9 protein-coding genes are annotated in these 16,773 nt (G+C 44.8%); all 9 read left to right on the forward strand.

Features of this window, described 5'->3' with window-relative positions; translation table 11 throughout:
- The first annotated feature begins 1 nt into the window (after nt 1).
- Nucleotides 2–604 (forward strand): hypothetical protein, encoded by a 603-nt coding sequence (locus PHV77_03855; GenBank protein MDD5504432.1) that lies wholly within the window; start codon nt 2–4, stop codon nt 602–604.
- A gap of 61 nt (nt 605–665) precedes the next feature.
- Nucleotides 666–2,795, forward strand: a complete 2,130-nt coding sequence (locus PHV77_03860) for a PilZ domain-containing protein (protein ID MDD5504433.1) — start codon at nt 666–668, stop codon at nt 2,793–2,795.
- Between the two features lie 108 nt (nt 2,796–2,903).
- A complete protein-coding gene (locus tag PHV77_03865; protein ID MDD5504434.1) occupies nt 2,904–6,125 on the forward strand; it encodes a cellobiose phosphorylase in 3,222 nt (1,073 codons plus the stop codon).
- Between the two features lie 119 nt (nt 6,126–6,244).
- Nucleotides 6,245–8,677, forward strand: a complete 2,433-nt coding sequence (locus tag PHV77_03870; GenBank protein MDD5504435.1) for a hypothetical protein — start codon at nt 6,245–6,247, stop codon at nt 8,675–8,677.
- 232 nt (nt 8,678–8,909) lie between these two features.
- Nucleotides 8,910–9,713, forward strand: coding sequence for a hypothetical protein (locus PHV77_03875; GenBank protein ID MDD5504436.1), 804 nt, complete (start codon nt 8,910–8,912; stop codon nt 9,711–9,713).
- Nucleotides 9,714–9,824: 111 nt separating this feature from the next.
- Entirely contained in the window at nt 9,825–11,114 is a 1,290-nt protein-coding gene (locus PHV77_03880) for a hypothetical protein (GenBank protein ID MDD5504437.1), read from the forward strand.
- 57 nt (nt 11,115–11,171) lie between these two features.
- Nucleotides 11,172–11,939 (forward strand): hypothetical protein, encoded by a 768-nt coding sequence (locus tag PHV77_03885; protein MDD5504438.1) that lies wholly within the window; start codon nt 11,172–11,174, stop codon nt 11,937–11,939.
- A gap of 19 nt (nt 11,940–11,958) precedes the next feature.
- Nucleotides 11,959–15,879 (forward strand): PKD domain-containing protein, encoded by a 3,921-nt coding sequence (locus PHV77_03890; protein ID MDD5504439.1) that lies wholly within the window; start codon nt 11,959–11,961, stop codon nt 15,877–15,879.
- A 53-nt stretch (nt 15,880–15,932) separates the two neighbouring features.
- Nucleotides 15,933–16,634 (forward strand): PDZ domain-containing protein, encoded by a 702-nt coding sequence (locus PHV77_03895; GenBank protein ID MDD5504440.1) that lies wholly within the window; start codon nt 15,933–15,935, stop codon nt 16,632–16,634.
- Nucleotides 16,635–16,773: the final 139 nt, after the last annotated feature.

Here is a 16,773-nt window from a genome sequence, read left to right on the forward strand (position 1 = left end):
CATGGGTAAAAAAAGATTTTTAGGTTTTATCCTTATGGCGGCCGTGGTTTTTACGACAATGGCGCTGAAGGCGCAGGCGGTTGATTATTTTGAACCGTTTAATATTTATTCGGACAGGAATGCCCGCGGCAATCACTTTGCCCCGTCGGGGTGGATGGGCGATTATAATGACATTTCTTTCACGGATGCCTGGCAGGACAGCCCGCATTCGGGCGCTACGTGCATAAAGATTGTGTATAGGCCCAATGCTTCGCAGGGCGCCAGATGGGCGGGTATGTATTGGCAGAATCCGCCGAATAACTGGGGAGAGAAAAAAGGAGGCTTTGACCTGACAGGCGCCAGAAAACTGACATTTTGGGCCCGCGGCGAAAAAGGCGGCGAGCGCCTGGAGGAAGTCAAGGTAGGCGGAATTAACGGGGCTTATCCTGATTCGGATATTGCATCGGCAGGACCCATCATACTCACGAAAGACTGGCAGCAATACAGCATAGACCTGAAAGGCAAAGATCTTACATATATCAGCGGCGGGTTTGTATGGGCTACCAACCTTGACGTTAACCCGGAAGGGTGCACGTTTTATCTTGATGACATAAGGTATGAGTAAAAACATGCCCGGGATAAATATTTTTTAATTTGTCCCGGGCGTATTTTTTCAAATATAAGCAATGACCCGACATTATAGCGGACGCAGAAAATACATAAGGCTGGATTCATGTTTTCCTGTTGAATTCAGCCTTTCTCTTTGCGCGGATAATCCTGCCCGCCAATACCAGGGCTTTACATGTGATGTGTCCGAAGGAGGGATATGCCTTAAAGCAAAAGGCCTGTCTCCCGAGCAGGAAAAGATTCTATCAGAGAAAGGGTCTGAATTGGATTTAATTATACACATGCCTCTAAGAGGCAAGCCTGTGCCGGCCAGAGCGGAAATCATGTGGACAAGCAAACCGCGCCAAAGCCCGGATAGCGGGCAGGGTATTGATATAGGCCTTCAATATTCTGCCATAGATGACGCTGACAGGGCCAGGGTTATAAATTATGCCCGCAGGCTCAAATGGCTGCCGCGTATCGCGGCGCTGTTGTTTCTTGCGCTATTTTTTTTCATGTTTATACTCGCTTTCTACCATATTAAATCTATAGGCATAAATAAGTTCCTGGTAAGGCGCGTAGTTTCTATTTCAATGATAAAATCGCGCATAGAGCGCCAGCTAAATGAGGTCAGGGTAAGGAAGGACATGCTGGAGTCCGGGCTGTCAAAGGGCACGGCTGATGAAGACAATCTTAGGTCGCAAATAGCATTTATTGAAAAAAGAGCCGATGAAGAAAAGCTTAGGCTCAAGTCCATGCTGGAGCAGTCGGACCTTGAGAAAAAAAGAATTGAATCCCAGATTGATAATCTTCAGGCAGGGCAGGAAGGCGCTAACAGCATGGCTTCCATGGTCATAGAGTCAAGGCTTTCCCGGATTAATTCCGATACTGAACTTTTGCAGATGGAATTAGAAGAGGTCCTTAAGAAGGCCGCGCTTGAGAAAAAGACGCTTGAAGGAAGGCTTCAATCACTTAAGCAGGAAAATGAAGCGTTAAAAAAAGGATTGAAGTCAACGTTTGAAGACGAGGAATTACTGGAAGAACAGCTTGCCGGATTAAGGTATGAAAGCGGCGGCGTTGAAAAGGCCGGCATAGAACGTATGTTTGAATGGGTAAAGTTGAGACAGGTCAGAAAGACCGGCCTTGTATTAAGCTATGAAGGAGACCCCTCGCTTAAGGACTGGGCGTTTATTTACGACCAGGCGCTTGCGGCGCAGGCCTTTATTTTTATGGACGAACCCGAACGGGCTAAAAACGTCCTTGACTTTTTTAACAATAAAGCCGCGCTTAGCGAAGGCCTGTTTTATAATGCCTATGACGCAAAAACAGCCGACCCGAGAGAGTACACCGTTCATTCGGGCCCTAATATATGGGTGGCTATATCTGCCTGTCAATATACCTACTGGATGGGCAATGCCCAATTTCTTGAGATGGCTGAAAGAATAGCCTTGAAAATGATCGGTATGCAGTCCGCGTCACCGGATGGAAGCATTAGCGGAGGCCCCGGCGTCAACTGGGTCAGCACAGAACATAATATTGATGCTTATGCCTTATTCAACATGCTCTACAGGTTGACCAATAAACAGGAGTATGCCTCTGCCGCGCTGAAAGCGCTTGATTGGCTTAAAACGTCAGGTTATAATAGCCAGGAAGCCAGGTTTATGCGGGGCAAAGGAGATGCCACTATTGCCACAGATACCTTTTCCTGGGCCATAGCCGCCCTGGGGCCAAAGGCGCTTTTAAATAACGGTATGGATCCCGATGGTATAATGGAATTTGCCGAAAAGGAATGCAGGGTACGGGTGAAGTTTTACAGGCCATCCGGCAGTGTTATTGATGTGACGGGCTTTGATTTTTCTAAGGCCGGCAATATGGCCCGCGGAGGAATCGTTTCAACGGAATGGACCGCGCAGATGATAGTCGCGTTAAAAATAATGGCTGATTATTATAAGATTGCCGGCGATACTGTCAAACAGAACGTATATGGTTCCAAGGCCGAGTATTATCTGGCGCAACTCGGCCAGATGGTCATATCGTCGCCATCTCCCACGGGCCAGGGCCAGGGCTGCCTTCCATACGCGTCTATTGACAATGTTGACACAGGACATGGCTGGCGTGTCGCCTGCGGCCGGCGGACAGGTTCTGTAGCCGGCACGATTTATTATATATTTGCTTATACAGGTTATAACCCGCTCTCCCTTGATATCTGATATACCGGTTGGCCGGAGCGCATTGCCGGGGGAAATGGAGGCCCGGTAAAACTTGAAAGAGTAATTTTATTGTGATAATATATATTATAACACAGTAAAGGTGATCATATGCCCGGCAAAGTAAAATATTATTTTGGTAAAAATAATGAGTTCATAATAGACAATTATTATCTTGCCAAGCCGTTTTCAAGTTTCTTTTGCGGCATAGCCGGCCAATGGGGCGTTCCCGCGTGGGTTTTTTATGTAAATCGCGGCCAGGCAATAGCTTCATTCGGCACGAAGGATAAAGATAATCCGATAATGGAATTTCAGCCTGCCAACAAATCTTATTATCTTGGCCCGATACTCGGTTTCAGGACTTTTATAAAAATAATGAGCGCTTCAGGGCCTGTTTTTTATGACGCGTTTTCAACAAGCCTTCACAATAGTTCATATGATATTAAAAATTCCATGATCATTACTTCTGCCGGGCTTAAACTGTCCGAGGTCAATCACACGCTGGGCATCGGGGTTTGCGTAGAATATTTTACCATACCCGGAGACACTTACGGCGCCCTTGCCAGAAAGGTAACTATAACCAATCTGGCAAAAGAAGCGAAAGAATTTGAGGTATTAGACGGCCTGCCGCAGATTCAGCCTTATGGCGTAAATAATTTTTTTTTAAAACAGATGTCGCGCACTATTGAAGCCTGGGTTGTGGTTGAAAACCTTGAGAATGACCTGCCGTTTTTCAGGCTCAAAGTGGAGCCGGCCGACCGTCCGGAGGTTGTGCATGTAAAAAGAGGTAATTTTTATGCGCCCTTTGATTCTAAGGGGGCAATGAAAGTAATTGTTCAGCCTGATCTTGTTTTCGGCGCGCAAAACGACCTAATCATTCCCGCCGCTTTTTTACGAAAGGGCTTTTTCCCGGTTCCAAAGTGCCAGTTTGCCAAGTCAAAGACTCCTTGCGCGTTCGCGTATAAACGTATCAGGCTTAAGCAGGGTGATGAGTATGTTTATCATTCTATTTCCGGCAATATCAGCAGTCTGGACAATCTGAAGGCCCAGTCAAAGCGCATAACAGAACCGGCTTATTTTGACCGCAAAAAGATAGAGAACGATTCTCTTGTCGCGTCTTTACAAAGCACTGTGTTTACCAAGTCCTCGTCGGCCGCGTTTGATTCATACTGCGCTCAAAATTTTCTTGACAATATAATGCGCGGAGGGTATCCGGTTTCCATAGAGTATGCTTCGGGCAGGAAAAACCTGTATCTGTATTCCCGTAAACACGGCGACCTTGAACGCGATTATAATATGTTTTTGCTTGAACCTTCCTGTTTTTCACAGGGCAACGGTAATTACCGTGACATTAATCAAAACCGCAGGTGCGATGCCTGGTTTAACCCGGCGCTCGGCAGTGAAAATATATATTATTTTTTCAACCTTCTACAGACCGATGGGTATAACCCGCTCGTAATATGCCCCGACCGGTTTGAATTCAATCAAGACAAGGCCGCGATAAGCGGTTTTTTAAACCGTTATAATATGGAAAAGGTATCGGCATTTCTTAAAAATGATTTTACTCCCGGCGAGCTGATGAACTTTATTGACAGCAATAACATCATGCTAAGAGGCTCCAGGCCCGGCCTGTTAAGCGTTATTATGGAGAATTCAACAAAACATTCGCACGCGGTTCATGGAGAAGGATTTTGGACGGACCACTGGCATTATTGCCTTGACCTTCTGGAGAGTTTTGCTGGGTTATACCCTGAAATGTTGAATGAAATATTGTTCCAAAAAGAGGATTTTACTTTCTTTGACAACGCGTATATTGTTAGTCCAAGAAGCAAAAGGCATCTCCTGCATAAAGGTTTTTTTAGGCAATTCGGCAGTGTTGTAAAAGACGCTGAAAAGGAAAGTATTATCGCTTCACGGGGAAGGCCGGCTAATATATCAAGGTCTAAAAACGGCAAAGGCGGCATATATAATACGACACTGCTTGTCAAGATGGCGGTTGTTATAGCCAATAAATTCGCAAGCCTGGACCCCTTCGGCTGCGGCATAGAAATGGAAGCGGATAAACCTAATTGGTATGACTCTCTCAACGGCCTGCCCGGGCTTTTGGGTTCATCAACTTGCGAGACTTTTGAGTTAAAAAGATGGATCATGTTTTTAAGGGGCGCGGTCGCGGGATTAGGGCCTGCGAAGAAAAACAGCGCCCGTATCCCGGTTGAGCTATATGACCTATTAAACGGATTATGCCGGACATGCGAAAGCGGCTTAAGCGATTTCACGCGCTGGGACAGGAGAAACAGCTTAAAAGAAAAATACCGCTTAAAGACAAAATTTGGTTTTGAAGGCAGTGAAAAAGAAATAAGGCTTAAAGAGCTGGATTCTATATTGCGCGTATTTTTGTCGTTAATTGACAGGGGCCTGGAAAAGGCTTATGATAAAAAGTCAAAACTTTACCGCTCTTATTTTATCAATGAGGCGGTTGAATATAGCGCTGTATCAAAAGATCCGGACAAGGTTTATGCCAGGGCCGGGAAATTCCGGCAGACGCCTCTTCCTTTTTTTCTTGAAGGCATGGTACACGCGTTCAGGGTATCCGGCAAAAAGGATTGCCTGAAATATCACAAGACGGTCCGCTCCAGCGGGCTGTTTGATAAAAAGCTTAAAATGTATAAAGTCTGCGCAGCGCTTTGCAGCATGCCGGAAGAGATAGGCCGTTCGCGCGTGTTTACTCCGGGCTGGCTTGAGAATGAATCTGTCTGGCTGCATATGGAATATAAATATATGCTGGAATTATTGAAATCAGGCCTTTACAGGGAATTTTTTGATGATTTTCGCAATGTTTTTGTTCCGTTCATGAAACCGGAGATATACGGCAGGAGTATATTTGAAAATTCTTCTTTTATTGTCTCAAGCGCTTTTCCTGAAAAGGGCCTTCATGGCAATGGTTTTGTGGCGCGCTTAAGCGGTTCAACGGCGGAATTCATAAATATCTGGCTGATTATGTGCCTGGGGCATAGGCCGTTTTATTTAGACAAGGAAGCAAGGTTATGCGCCGGATTCAAGCCCATCCTTCCCGGCTGGTTGTTCACCGCGGGGCCGGCAGAGGGGTTTGCGAAAGGTGTTTTCGCGTTTAGTTTTCTTTCAAAGACGCAGGTGGTTTATCATAATCCTTTGAGAAAAGATACTTTCGGCCCGTCAGGGGCAAAAATAAAGAGTATTTTTATGCGATGGACAGACGGCAGGACAGCCCGGTTTAAGGGTGCCTCTATACCGTATCCTTATTCAAACGACATAAGAAAAGGCGATATTTCGCGTATAGAGATAGAAATGGCCTGACCGTCCCCCGCCCGCCGGTTATGATTTTAATGCTTGATTATTTTCTGTTTATGTGGTATATAGATATCCTGAAACATTTAACCCCCTAAAAGGCTCTATTATAGGAGAATCCCATCAGAATGAACCTGAAAAAATACGGCTATTTTTCCAAAGACCGTCTTGAATTTATTATAACTAATCCTGTCACCCCCAGGCCTTGGATTAATTATCTTACCAATGAAGACTATTGCGCCGTTATATCGCAAAATGCCGGAGGTTATAGTTTTTACAAAGACTGCCGAAGCGATAGGATACTGCGGTGGCAGCCCGATAACTGGCATTTTGACAGGCCGGGCAGGTATATTTATCTAAGGGATAAAAATACCGGTAAATGCTGGTCAGCCTCTTATCAGCCGATGAGGGTCAAACCGCAATTTTATCAGTCGCGGCATGGCTTGGGTTATACTATTACAAATACCACATATTACGGTATTAACATTGAAACCACATTTTTTGTCCCTTGCCATGATACCTGTGAAGTGTGGCATGTGAAGATATCAAATGATACGTCAAAGACTAAAAACCTGGAGGTATATCCGTACGCGGAATGGCTTCTTGGGGATTACCATCAGGAACTTCGTTACCGCAATATAATGAACCTTTACAATAGGGTCTGGTTTGATAAAACCAAAAAGGCCGTGTTTGCCAAAAAAACGGCATTCTGGGCGGATATGCGGATAAAACCCTATCCTTATATAAATTTTCTTGCTTCAAGCCTTCCTGTGGCAGGCTATGCCACGCAAAAAGACGGTTTCTTGGGGCGATATAATACGGAGGAAACGCCGCAGGCTGTCCTTGAGGGGAGTTTTAAGAATTCAGGGTTTACTTCAGGCGAGGATTCTATAGCGTGTCTCAAACATAATGTGGTTTTGAAACCCGGCTCGCGCAAGGAATTTACCATAGTGCTGGGGCAGACCGACAAAGATGACCATCTATCCGATATACTTGCAAAATACCGCAATGTTAAAAAAGCAAAAGAAGAATTTGCCAGAGTCAAGGCGCTTTGGAAGAAGAGAATCGCAGACAACATTGTGATAGAAACGCCGGATGATGATTTTAATAATATGATGAATTACTGGGTTAAGTACCAGGTTTATATATGTAATTTTTGGTCGCGTTCACCCAGTTATTATCATGAAGGTTCAGGCGGGCGGGGATACAGAGATTCATGCCAGGACGCTGAAAGTATTATGGCTATAGACACAAAGCACGCCAAAAAGAAAATCAGGCGCATAGTTTCTCTTATCAGAAAAGACGGCACATGCGCCCCGGGTTTTTCCGATACCACAGGCCCTGCCGGCCACAGGCCGAACAAGGACCATCCTATTTGGCTTACCATGACTGTGTCGGCCTATGTCAAAGAGACCGGTGATAAGGAAATATTGCTTGAATATGCCCCCTATCTTAAAGACAAATGGATAAACGGCTGGTCTGTTGACACAAACTATCAGGCCGGCATTTCTACCGACGGGGAAGGGACTATATTTGACCATCTTGAGAGGAACCTGAATTTTACCTTTAATGATGTAGGGCCCAGAGGCCTGCCTCTTATAGGCCACGCGGACTGGAATGACGCGATAGACGCCGCCGGTATCAAGCTTAAGGGGGAAAGCGTCTGGCTTGCTATGGCGCTTGTCAGAAGCCTTAAGACATTGGCTGAAATGGCACTGCTTATAGGTCAAACGGAAAAAGCCGATCAGCTTTTACATAAAGCCGGCACAATGACCGGCAGGATAAATGATTCCGCCTGGGACGGGAATTGGTACGTAAGGGGTTTTACTGATGAAGGGTTTATTTACGGTTCCCGCAAAAATAAGGAAGGCAGGGTGTTTATCAATACGCAGAGCTGGGCCGTGCTTTCCGGTGTGGCTGATGCCGCGCGCAGAGAAAAAATACTGAAATCCGTTGATAAATATCTTAATGGTCCGCACGGCCTGGCGTTATTTTATCCGGCTTTTTCCAAATGGGACAGCAGATTAGGAAGGATCAGCATGTTTTCGGAAGGCACCAAGGAGAATGCCGCGGTATTTTGCCACGCGGTCATGTTTCAAGCGGTCGCGGAATGTATGGCCGGCCGAGGGAACAAGGCATATGAGGCTATGAAGAAGATCATGCCATGTAATCAGAAGGACTACGATCTTTATAAGACAGAACCTTTCGCCTATGCGGAATATATTGTAGGCCCCCAGCACCCTTATCTCTCCGGAGAGGGCGCTTTTACATGGATAACGGGTAATGCGGGTTGGAATTTTTTGGCGGCTACCGAATGGGTATTGGGCGCCAGGCGCGAATATGAAGGTTTGCGTATAGATCCCTGTATACCAAGTTCCTGGAAACAGGCAAGGATAAAAAGGCCTTTTAGAGGGTCTATTTATGATATATTGATCAAAAACCCTGATAACAAAGAAAAGGGAGTCAAAAAGCTTATTGTTGATGGCAGGCAGATGGAGTCAAATCTTATTTATCCGCACTCGGACGGCAATGTCCATAAAGTTGAGGTTCTTTTAGGCTGATCATGCCTTTTTGTGCGGTTTTTAGGCAGATTTTGTCTTAAAAACTGCTGATAAAAATCAAAAAATTAATCGGTGGGAAGAATAAAAATAGATTTTTTTAAAACTTTAGAAAATAATACAAAAAGCTTGACAAAAGATAGGTTTTCTGCTATATTTATAATATAAAAGTAGTTTTTTGTAGTTTTGTTTATTATTATTGTTTTATATATAAAGTAATAAGAGAGGAGAAAAGATGAAATTTCTTACTTGGAGTTTTATTAAAAAATTTACCGGAAAGGAGGTGAAAAACATGAGAGTATTATTATCCATTATTATGACCATTACGATGGTAATCTCTACAAGCGGACTGTCTTTTGCCGAGTTCTCAAGCATAGGCAAAAGCACTTTTTCCGCTTCAGGCACGGTAGGCGGTTCGGGCGGTGTTACAGTGGCTTTTAGCGCCAACCTGAAAAACATTACAGGCGATACTACAAGCTCATCTGTAACATGGTCTACAATTACCGCGGGCACTACCGGATGGTTGGCGGCACAGCAGTATATCGCTGTGCAAGGGTTTGCTACCTACAGTGATTGGGGTATACAGATATATACCAATAACACCAATTATACTGGATCAGGTGACCCTGCCGGATTGATCAATCAAAGCAATACTATTTACAGTTTGCCTATGGCATGGAGAACAAAGACAACCAAACTTGCTTCAGGCAGTACTGAACTTAGTATAATTGAAAAGACAGTCGGAGGATATGCAGTCCTCGCCGATGGAACAGGGCAGACTTATTATCCCTGGTTCTATATGCTTGATAAGCGATCGGATCTGGATACAGCTACTGCCGGCGTTCAGGCATTTGGTAACTATCAGGAGTATGCGACCTTTATAGGTTCTAAAGGTTATCAGCATGCGCCTTCAGATTATGCCACGCCGTCTTCTGCTGATATGACATATTATGTTTATCTTGGAGCCAAGTTTACGCAGGCGGCCCCGGGAGCGACATACGCTACCAGTTCCTTGACCGTAGAGATGTATCGTCTCTAATATATAAGATTTTCCTGGCCCTGCCTGACACGGTTAAGCTATCAGGCAGGGTTAGGACAGGGCCAGGTTCTTATATATTAGAAAAGTTTTTATTTGTATCCGGGAGATACTATGAGATTTACTAACATGTATAGAAAAAATTCTATGTATTTATTTGTCACGGCCTTAGTATTGTCTGTGGCCTCGTACTGTTATGCCGCTGACAGCGCCTCTGTTGTTGTCAAAGGTCTTACAGAGGGCAGTCTGAATGTTGTTGTACGCAATATCAGTAACAATCAGCCGGCAAGTAACGGCCTTATTACATGGAGTAATCTTATCGCGGGCCAGACAGGATGGAGAGTAGCCAATCAATACATAGAGATTTCTCATAGTGGTTTGCCGGCAGGCTGGGGCATACAGATATATTCGGACAATAAAAACACATCGGCCTCTCCTAAATATATCGGTACCGCTAATCCCGCCGGGTTAGTCAATGCTAAATATTCCGTATTATCTGCGCCTATGGCGTGGCAGGTGACGGATTCTGTCATAAGCCCTACTACCCCTGTCCAGCGAGCTGATAATACTGGTTTCACCAATTATCTGTGGCATTTTTTAAAAGATGTCAATACTACCGATGACCCTAAAACAGAAGCCTATAATGAGACTTTCCAGAACGCAGAAGATTATATAACGGTCTGGAACCAGTCTGGCATAGCGTGGAATGAAGGCGGCAGGACCGGCAACCCCAAGAAGGCGTATATTTATTTGGCGGCAAACTTTACCATGTCCCCTGCCGGATCCCAGTATCAGACATCAACTCTTACTATTGAAGTTTATAAAGGCGTTTCACCTTTTCCTGTATATATCTATAAGGATGCTTCTTTGGCGGATTATCCAGACGAAGCAGGTGCCACGCTTGCTAATCACTTTAACCCTTCAGGTTGGATGAATTACAATGGCCAATTTAGCGTTAATCCGAAATGCAAATCTGTTATACCTTATTCGCCTCCGCACTGTTTTGAGATTACATGGAATGGCAATGAGGGAAGCGATGGATGGACATGGGGAGGCATCCAATGGCTTGAACCGGCAGATATATGGGAAAAAAATGGCAAAAGCGCTACGCATAACGGTTATGACTTAAGAGGGGCCTCCGCTTTAACTTTTTGGGCGCGCACCAATACGGATAATAAAAGAGGGTTGAGTATAGGTATCTATATGGGTAATACTTGGGATTCATGTAAACAGACGAGTACGGATTGGGTATCGCTTAGCACGCAGTGGAAGAAATTCAGCATTTATGTCAGCGGACGAAATATGTCCAATGTTACCGGAGGCCTTGCGATAGTATTTGATTCGGAACACGATCCTGAACCCGAGGGTTGTGTAATATATATTGATGATATTAAGTTTGAATAATGTAATATTTGGCGGCCGAAAGATCAGAGTATTGCAGCTGATAAGGCCGAGATGAACATGAAAAAGAATATATATATAATAATATTAGTAGTAATGGCGCTTATGGCGCCCGTTCAAGCGAGGGCCGGGATTATGGTAACGCCTGATAGGCATATTGTATTTCTTGATCCGGGCGAATCAAAAACCGTGATATATAATATTCACAATGAAGGGGCGGAAGACATTAATATGATCATAGAGCCTAAAGGCTGGTCAGGGTTAAAAGATCCCTATGCCTGGCTGTCTTTGGAAACAGATGAAATATACGTTCGCGCCGGAGAGTCAACGCCTCTTGTAGCAAATATCAATGCCCCTGAAAAAGAAGCGGGGGAAATGGTCGCCATGCTTTTTCTTTGTTATAAAGATAAAATGGGTTCTCAATTAAATATAAAAAACGGTGTCCCGCTTTATATGATAGTGAAGGGGACGGAATATTATAGTTTAAATATAAAAGATATTCATATCTCTTTTTCCAGAAAAAATGATTTTCTTGACCTTAATTTTAACGTAGAAATGGAAAATACCGGTAATGTTCATATCGTGCCGGATATCAGTATTGCGATAAAAAACAATAACGGCAGACAGCTTAACGAATTGATATTAAAGAGGCCTCATATTGTCTTACGCGGCAAGACCCAACTATATACGCTTTCTTGGCGCGAGCCGGATTTAAGAGACGGCACCTACAAAGCTACCGTGATGTTTGAATTTGAAGACAAGATAAAACAGACGATAAAAGAGTTTGAATTTAATTTGTCCGGGGTTAACGTAAGCCTCGTGGAATAGACGAAAGCAGGCGGTTAATATGAAAAATACAGCAAGGCTCAATTTAGCGGCCGGGTTTAAGGTAAAAAGCGTAAGCATTTTACTTACAGCCGCCCTATGCCTTACCAATATCCAGCCTTCTTTTGCCGCTTTCAGTTCTATAGCGCAATCGGGTTTTAGCGCTTCCGTTACCATCGGAGAAGTGAAAAATTCTTATCCGGAGAAACCGGATTTTTATGCTTCGGCATATCCTTACATAAAATACTTTTTGGATAGAGCGCTTGATAACACTGTCCAGACGGATTATGCATTTAACGGGTTTACAAGGAGTTTTCAGCGTTATAATGGCGGCCAAACGGCCAACTGCGAGTCATTGATATTTTCCGGGGCGTCAAGTTATGACCAAGCCATATTGGGAAGGATAAGCCTGTTTAACGGCCTTACCACGATACTTGATACTTATGTGAGTTTTTATAATAATCTTTCTGACGAGTTAAACCCGGTTTTGAAATGCAGCAGCGGCTATACGGACGACGCCGGTAATGAGTTGTTATACGGGCCGTATCGTATAGTACGGATAGCAAATCGGGACACATCCCCGGATTGGTGGAACAGTTGGGACTGGTCTGTTGATACCGGAGCTGCCGCTGTCCTTATTATGTATGCTGCCGAGGCCTATGACAAGACTCTGACGCAAGACTACAAAAAATTTGCTGTTCTTTTGGGCGATTATATACTCAAACTCCAGGACGCTGACGGCGGCCTGCGTTATGGCCCAAGGGGCATGTATCATGATTCAGGCCCGGACTTTTATTGGAATTTAAAATCAACCGAACAGAATGAGCGCGCCCTTTATGCCCTTGAGGCTTTATATCATATAACCCAGAACAGTTCTTATCAACAAGCGGCGGACAAGATAAAGGCATGGCTTAAGAGTATGTATGATTTTAGTACTCACCTGTTCCACTCAGCGTCAAGCCGCGAAAATGGTGTGTGGATAAAATCAGATTTTGGTTATGTGGCCACTGATGTAATGGCGCTGGCGCCTTTGAGCATGATGTTTGACGATACATTTTTTGGCGCAACCCAGAACCAGAGGGATGCCGAAGTGGACGCGATGTTTACCGCTATAGAAACAAGGACGGCATTTCTTAATGCTGATAGTAAACCGGTCTTTTTCAAGTTCTCTGTTTCGCAGACAGGTAGTTATGGCTCGGTTGAGATATCTTCTCAAATGGCACTGGCGTATTTGAGGGCCGCGCAGATATATCACGAGAGAGGGTCAAGCCAAACAAAGGCGGCCCAATACCTTGATAAATACAACACCTTAGTAAACAGCATAGAAGGTTTTTTTACTGTTCCTGACGACGATGCCGCTTCAAAAATAGCGCCTTACGCTTCTTATCTGGATAAGACTGTTGCCGGGAATGTCCCCACAGGCACGGGTTTTGACACCTATAACTGCGAGGCCGCCCTTGCCTCCGGTTATTTTGTTTTCGCAAAGACAGGTTATATACCGTATCTTTATGATGGCGGTAATGGTATTCCTAATGTAGGGGGCGCTGTAATACCCGCAAGCGGCGATAGCGATTATGACGGTATTCCCGATAATTATGACGCTGATCCATCCAATCCTTATGACGCTTATGAAATGGATGATACCGGGTTTACGGGGCTTGAAAAATATATTCTAACCGCGCGCGGTATAGATATTTTTGACAGCACTATGTATGTAGCGTTTTCCGCCTCGCCTTTAACGGGCCAGATACCGCTTGACGTCACATTTACCGTTAACGCGATAGGCAGTGATATTGTTAAATATGAATGGGATTTTGACGGGAACGGAACATATGACAGATGGCAATACGCTTCCGAAGGCAATACCGTAAAATATAAATATACGGCTGGAGGCGCGCATAATGCAAAAGTCCGTGTGACCAATAAGAATGGGAAAATAGCTGTTTCCGGTCTGACCGTCAACGCGTTAAAAACACCATCTTCGCCTACGGCTCGGTTGTCCGGCGATCTATTGTCATATCCTGTGGCAAATGAATTCGTAATAGCCTCAACCCGTGCCCTGAAAGGAACCGGCGCGGCATATTCCGGAAAAGAGATTGTGATGTATCAATGGGATGTCTCCGGAAACGGAGAGTATGAGCTTTCATCCGCGAAGTCGGCTGATGCCACAAAGAGATTTGACGAGACGATATCGCGTATGTTTACAGGCTCGCTTAAAGTGACTGATTCGTCGGGTTTATCAGATACAGCCTATTTGAGCGTGATGTCCAACGCCGCGGGATGGGATAATTCTAATTACAGGCCTGTTGTTTATCTGGATAATAGCGTTGTATATGGGGTATCGGCTTCAAGCGTTACATTGGGTGGTTACGGCATGCCTGCCGCCGGCAATAGCTACGGATATGCTAAGAAACTTGAATGGGATTTTGAATCAGACGGTATATATGATTGGTCGTCATCTGTAGAAAACAGCGGGTGGACAGGTTTTGCAAGCGTTAATCGCAAATACGGCGCCCCGGGCATTTATAGGGCCACATTAAAGGCCCACACAGAGGCTAATCTGTCTTCTTATAAAACCGGTATAGTTATTATAGAAGGCGGTGAGCCCGCGGTCCGTGCCGAAGCCCTGGTATCTGCCGATGGAGGCCCGCTTACGGGTGAGATTACAAGCGCGGTGGTCCCTGTCAAGGCAAGATTCAACCATTTGTCAAGCACGGCGGATGCTGTTCAATTTGAATGGGATTTTGACGGTGATAAGAGAATTGATTATACAACGACAGACCCCAATGAAACACCCGTGTATAACTATGCGGTACCGGGTTATTTTGTCGCCACACTAAAGGTGACCGATTCCAGCGGAAATATTGACACAGATTACATCCCTGTGTTTTGTGCTTATCCGGTTTCTTATGGTAGCGCTATAAAGGCCCCCAAAGAAGGCCAGGTTATCGCCGGAAATTCCGTAACGCTGTCTGCCGATGTCTTTCCTGATGACGCGGGGATAAACAGCGTTATGTTCCAGTATAGCCCTGACGGAGGTGTTTCATGGTTTGATATCGGCTATGGCCAGCCGGTCATGTCTTACGCGGTCGCCTGGGATACTACCGCGCGCGCTAATGGCACCTATAATGTAAGGGCTATAGTAAACGGTATTTCTTCATCTGATTTCAAGACCATGACCCTTATCATAGACAACAGTTCCGCGGCGCCCGATGTCTATGAAAATAATAATGGCACCTATGTAAAGAGCCAGGTTGTAGACCCGTGGCAGTCAAGCAGTATGGTGCTTTTAGACGGCACGCGTATAGACATACCTTATGGCTCCGTTCCGGGCAGCAGCGTTACAACGCTTACTTCCAAGCAGGTCATTATACCGGGCGCTAGTAATACTATAGATGTTACTATGACGGGATTAAGCCAGTTCTTGAAAGATATAACTATTACGATACCTTATCCGGATGCCGATAATGACGGTATTATTGACGGAACAAATATTAATGAAAATGATCTTGTCCTGAAATGGTATAACGAGAATACGGGTGAGTGGGAAATACTGTATAATTCGGTAGTATATCCTAATGAGAATCTTATTTCAGCACAGGTGAATCATTTGACTATTTTTGGCTGGGGTGTTTTGGCCGGCGGCGCGGCGGCTGTTTCTTCCGGAAGCGGTTCATCATCCGGCTCAAGCTCGGTTGCCAGTTATTGCTTTATCGCGACAGCGGCATACGGCACTCCCGCATCGCAAGACGTATTGACTTTAAGAGCATTCAGGGATAATTATCTTTTAAAGTCGCGGTTAGGCGCGGCATTTGTTGACAATTACTACAAGATTAGCCCGCCTTTGGCGAGATTTATATGCGATAAGCCTGTTTTAAGAAAGCTTGTAAGGCTTCTTTTGAAACCTTTTGTCCTGATTGCCCGCGCGGCAAATGCCTGCTGATACCAATCCCGCGCGCGGGATAGGCAAGTCTTGGCAAAAAGAGGCTGATTGATATGAGAAATATAATTACGGCTGTAATAGCGGTCTTATTGGTTTTTACTGTATTTTTTACCTCTACTACCCATGCCGAGCGGCCAGACGATGCCGGCCTATTGCCCGAAAAATTATTAAGCGGACTTCAGCTTAGGGGCACGCTTTTTACCGACAGCCTTAGCCCTTTGGCTATAATAGAATACGCCAATAGCGGACAGGTCATGATACATGAATTGGGTGATTCTGTTGAAGGGTTTAAGATCGTAAAGATATCAAGGGGAGAGGTCATAATGTCTTCCGCGGGCAGGCAGTTTACGCTTTCTTTCCCTGATGGCGGCGTTTTACAACCGATGGTTTTTGCCGCTAATGAAGGTAAATGGTATAATATAAAAACCGAAGGCAATACCATCGTTACCGATAGGGCCACTGTCGCGGGGGCGATATTAAGGATAAAGGATATTATGAAGGATGTCCAGGTGGGCCCATATTCAGAAAACGGTAAAAAATCAGGTATGGCCGTGGCAAAATTAGATGAAAAAGGCATATTGCAGGAGATTGGCGTGAAACAGGGTGATATAATAAAATCCGTAAACGGCCTTCCGATAAATAATCCTTATCAGGTGATAAATGCCTACCGCAGGCTGAAAGATAAAAGCGAGTTGAGAGTTGAAATTATCAGGAACGCAAGCCCGCTGGTTCTTAATTACAGGATTGAAAAATAAAATCACTTTTTTACAAAATTTGTATTGAATGGTCAACCGGTCCTGTGCTATCCTAAAAAAGACATATACTCGGTGGGGATAGCACGCTCAACTTTAAGGGGAACGGGTATATTCCCCTTTTTTTATTGGCAGATATACG

It is taken from the genome of Candidatus Omnitrophota bacterium (assembly GCA_028716165.1).
Taxonomy (GTDB): Bacteria; Omnitrophota; Gorgyraeia; order JABMRG01; family JABMRG01; genus JAQUQI01.

What these genes read in the sequence shown, in the direction of transcription:
- PHV77_03855 (MDD5504432.1), top strand. Translation starts at nt 2, where the DNA reads ATGGGTAAAAAAAGATTTTTAGGTTTTATCCTTATGGCGGCCGTGGTT.
- PHV77_03860 (MDD5504433.1), top strand. Translation starts at nt 666, where the DNA reads ATGACCCGACATTATAGCGGACGCAGAAAATACATAAGGCTGGATTCA.
- PHV77_03865 (MDD5504434.1), top strand. Translation starts at nt 2,904, where the DNA reads ATGCCCGGCAAAGTAAAATATTATTTTGGTAAAAATAATGAGTTCATA.
- PHV77_03870 (MDD5504435.1), top strand. Translation starts at nt 6,245, where the DNA reads ATGAACCTGAAAAAATACGGCTATTTTTCCAAAGACCGTCTTGAATTT.
- PHV77_03875 (MDD5504436.1), top strand. Translation starts at nt 8,910, where the DNA reads ATGAAATTTCTTACTTGGAGTTTTATTAAAAAATTTACCGGAAAGGAG.
- PHV77_03880 (MDD5504437.1), top strand. Translation starts at nt 9,825, where the DNA reads ATGAGATTTACTAACATGTATAGAAAAAATTCTATGTATTTATTTGTC.
- PHV77_03885 (MDD5504438.1), top strand. Translation starts at nt 11,172, where the DNA reads ATGAAAAAGAATATATATATAATAATATTAGTAGTAATGGCGCTTATG.
- PHV77_03890 (MDD5504439.1), top strand. Translation starts at nt 11,959, where the DNA reads ATGAAAAATACAGCAAGGCTCAATTTAGCGGCCGGGTTTAAGGTAAAA.
- PHV77_03895 (MDD5504440.1), top strand. Translation starts at nt 15,933, where the DNA reads ATGAGAAATATAATTACGGCTGTAATAGCGGTCTTATTGGTTTTTACT.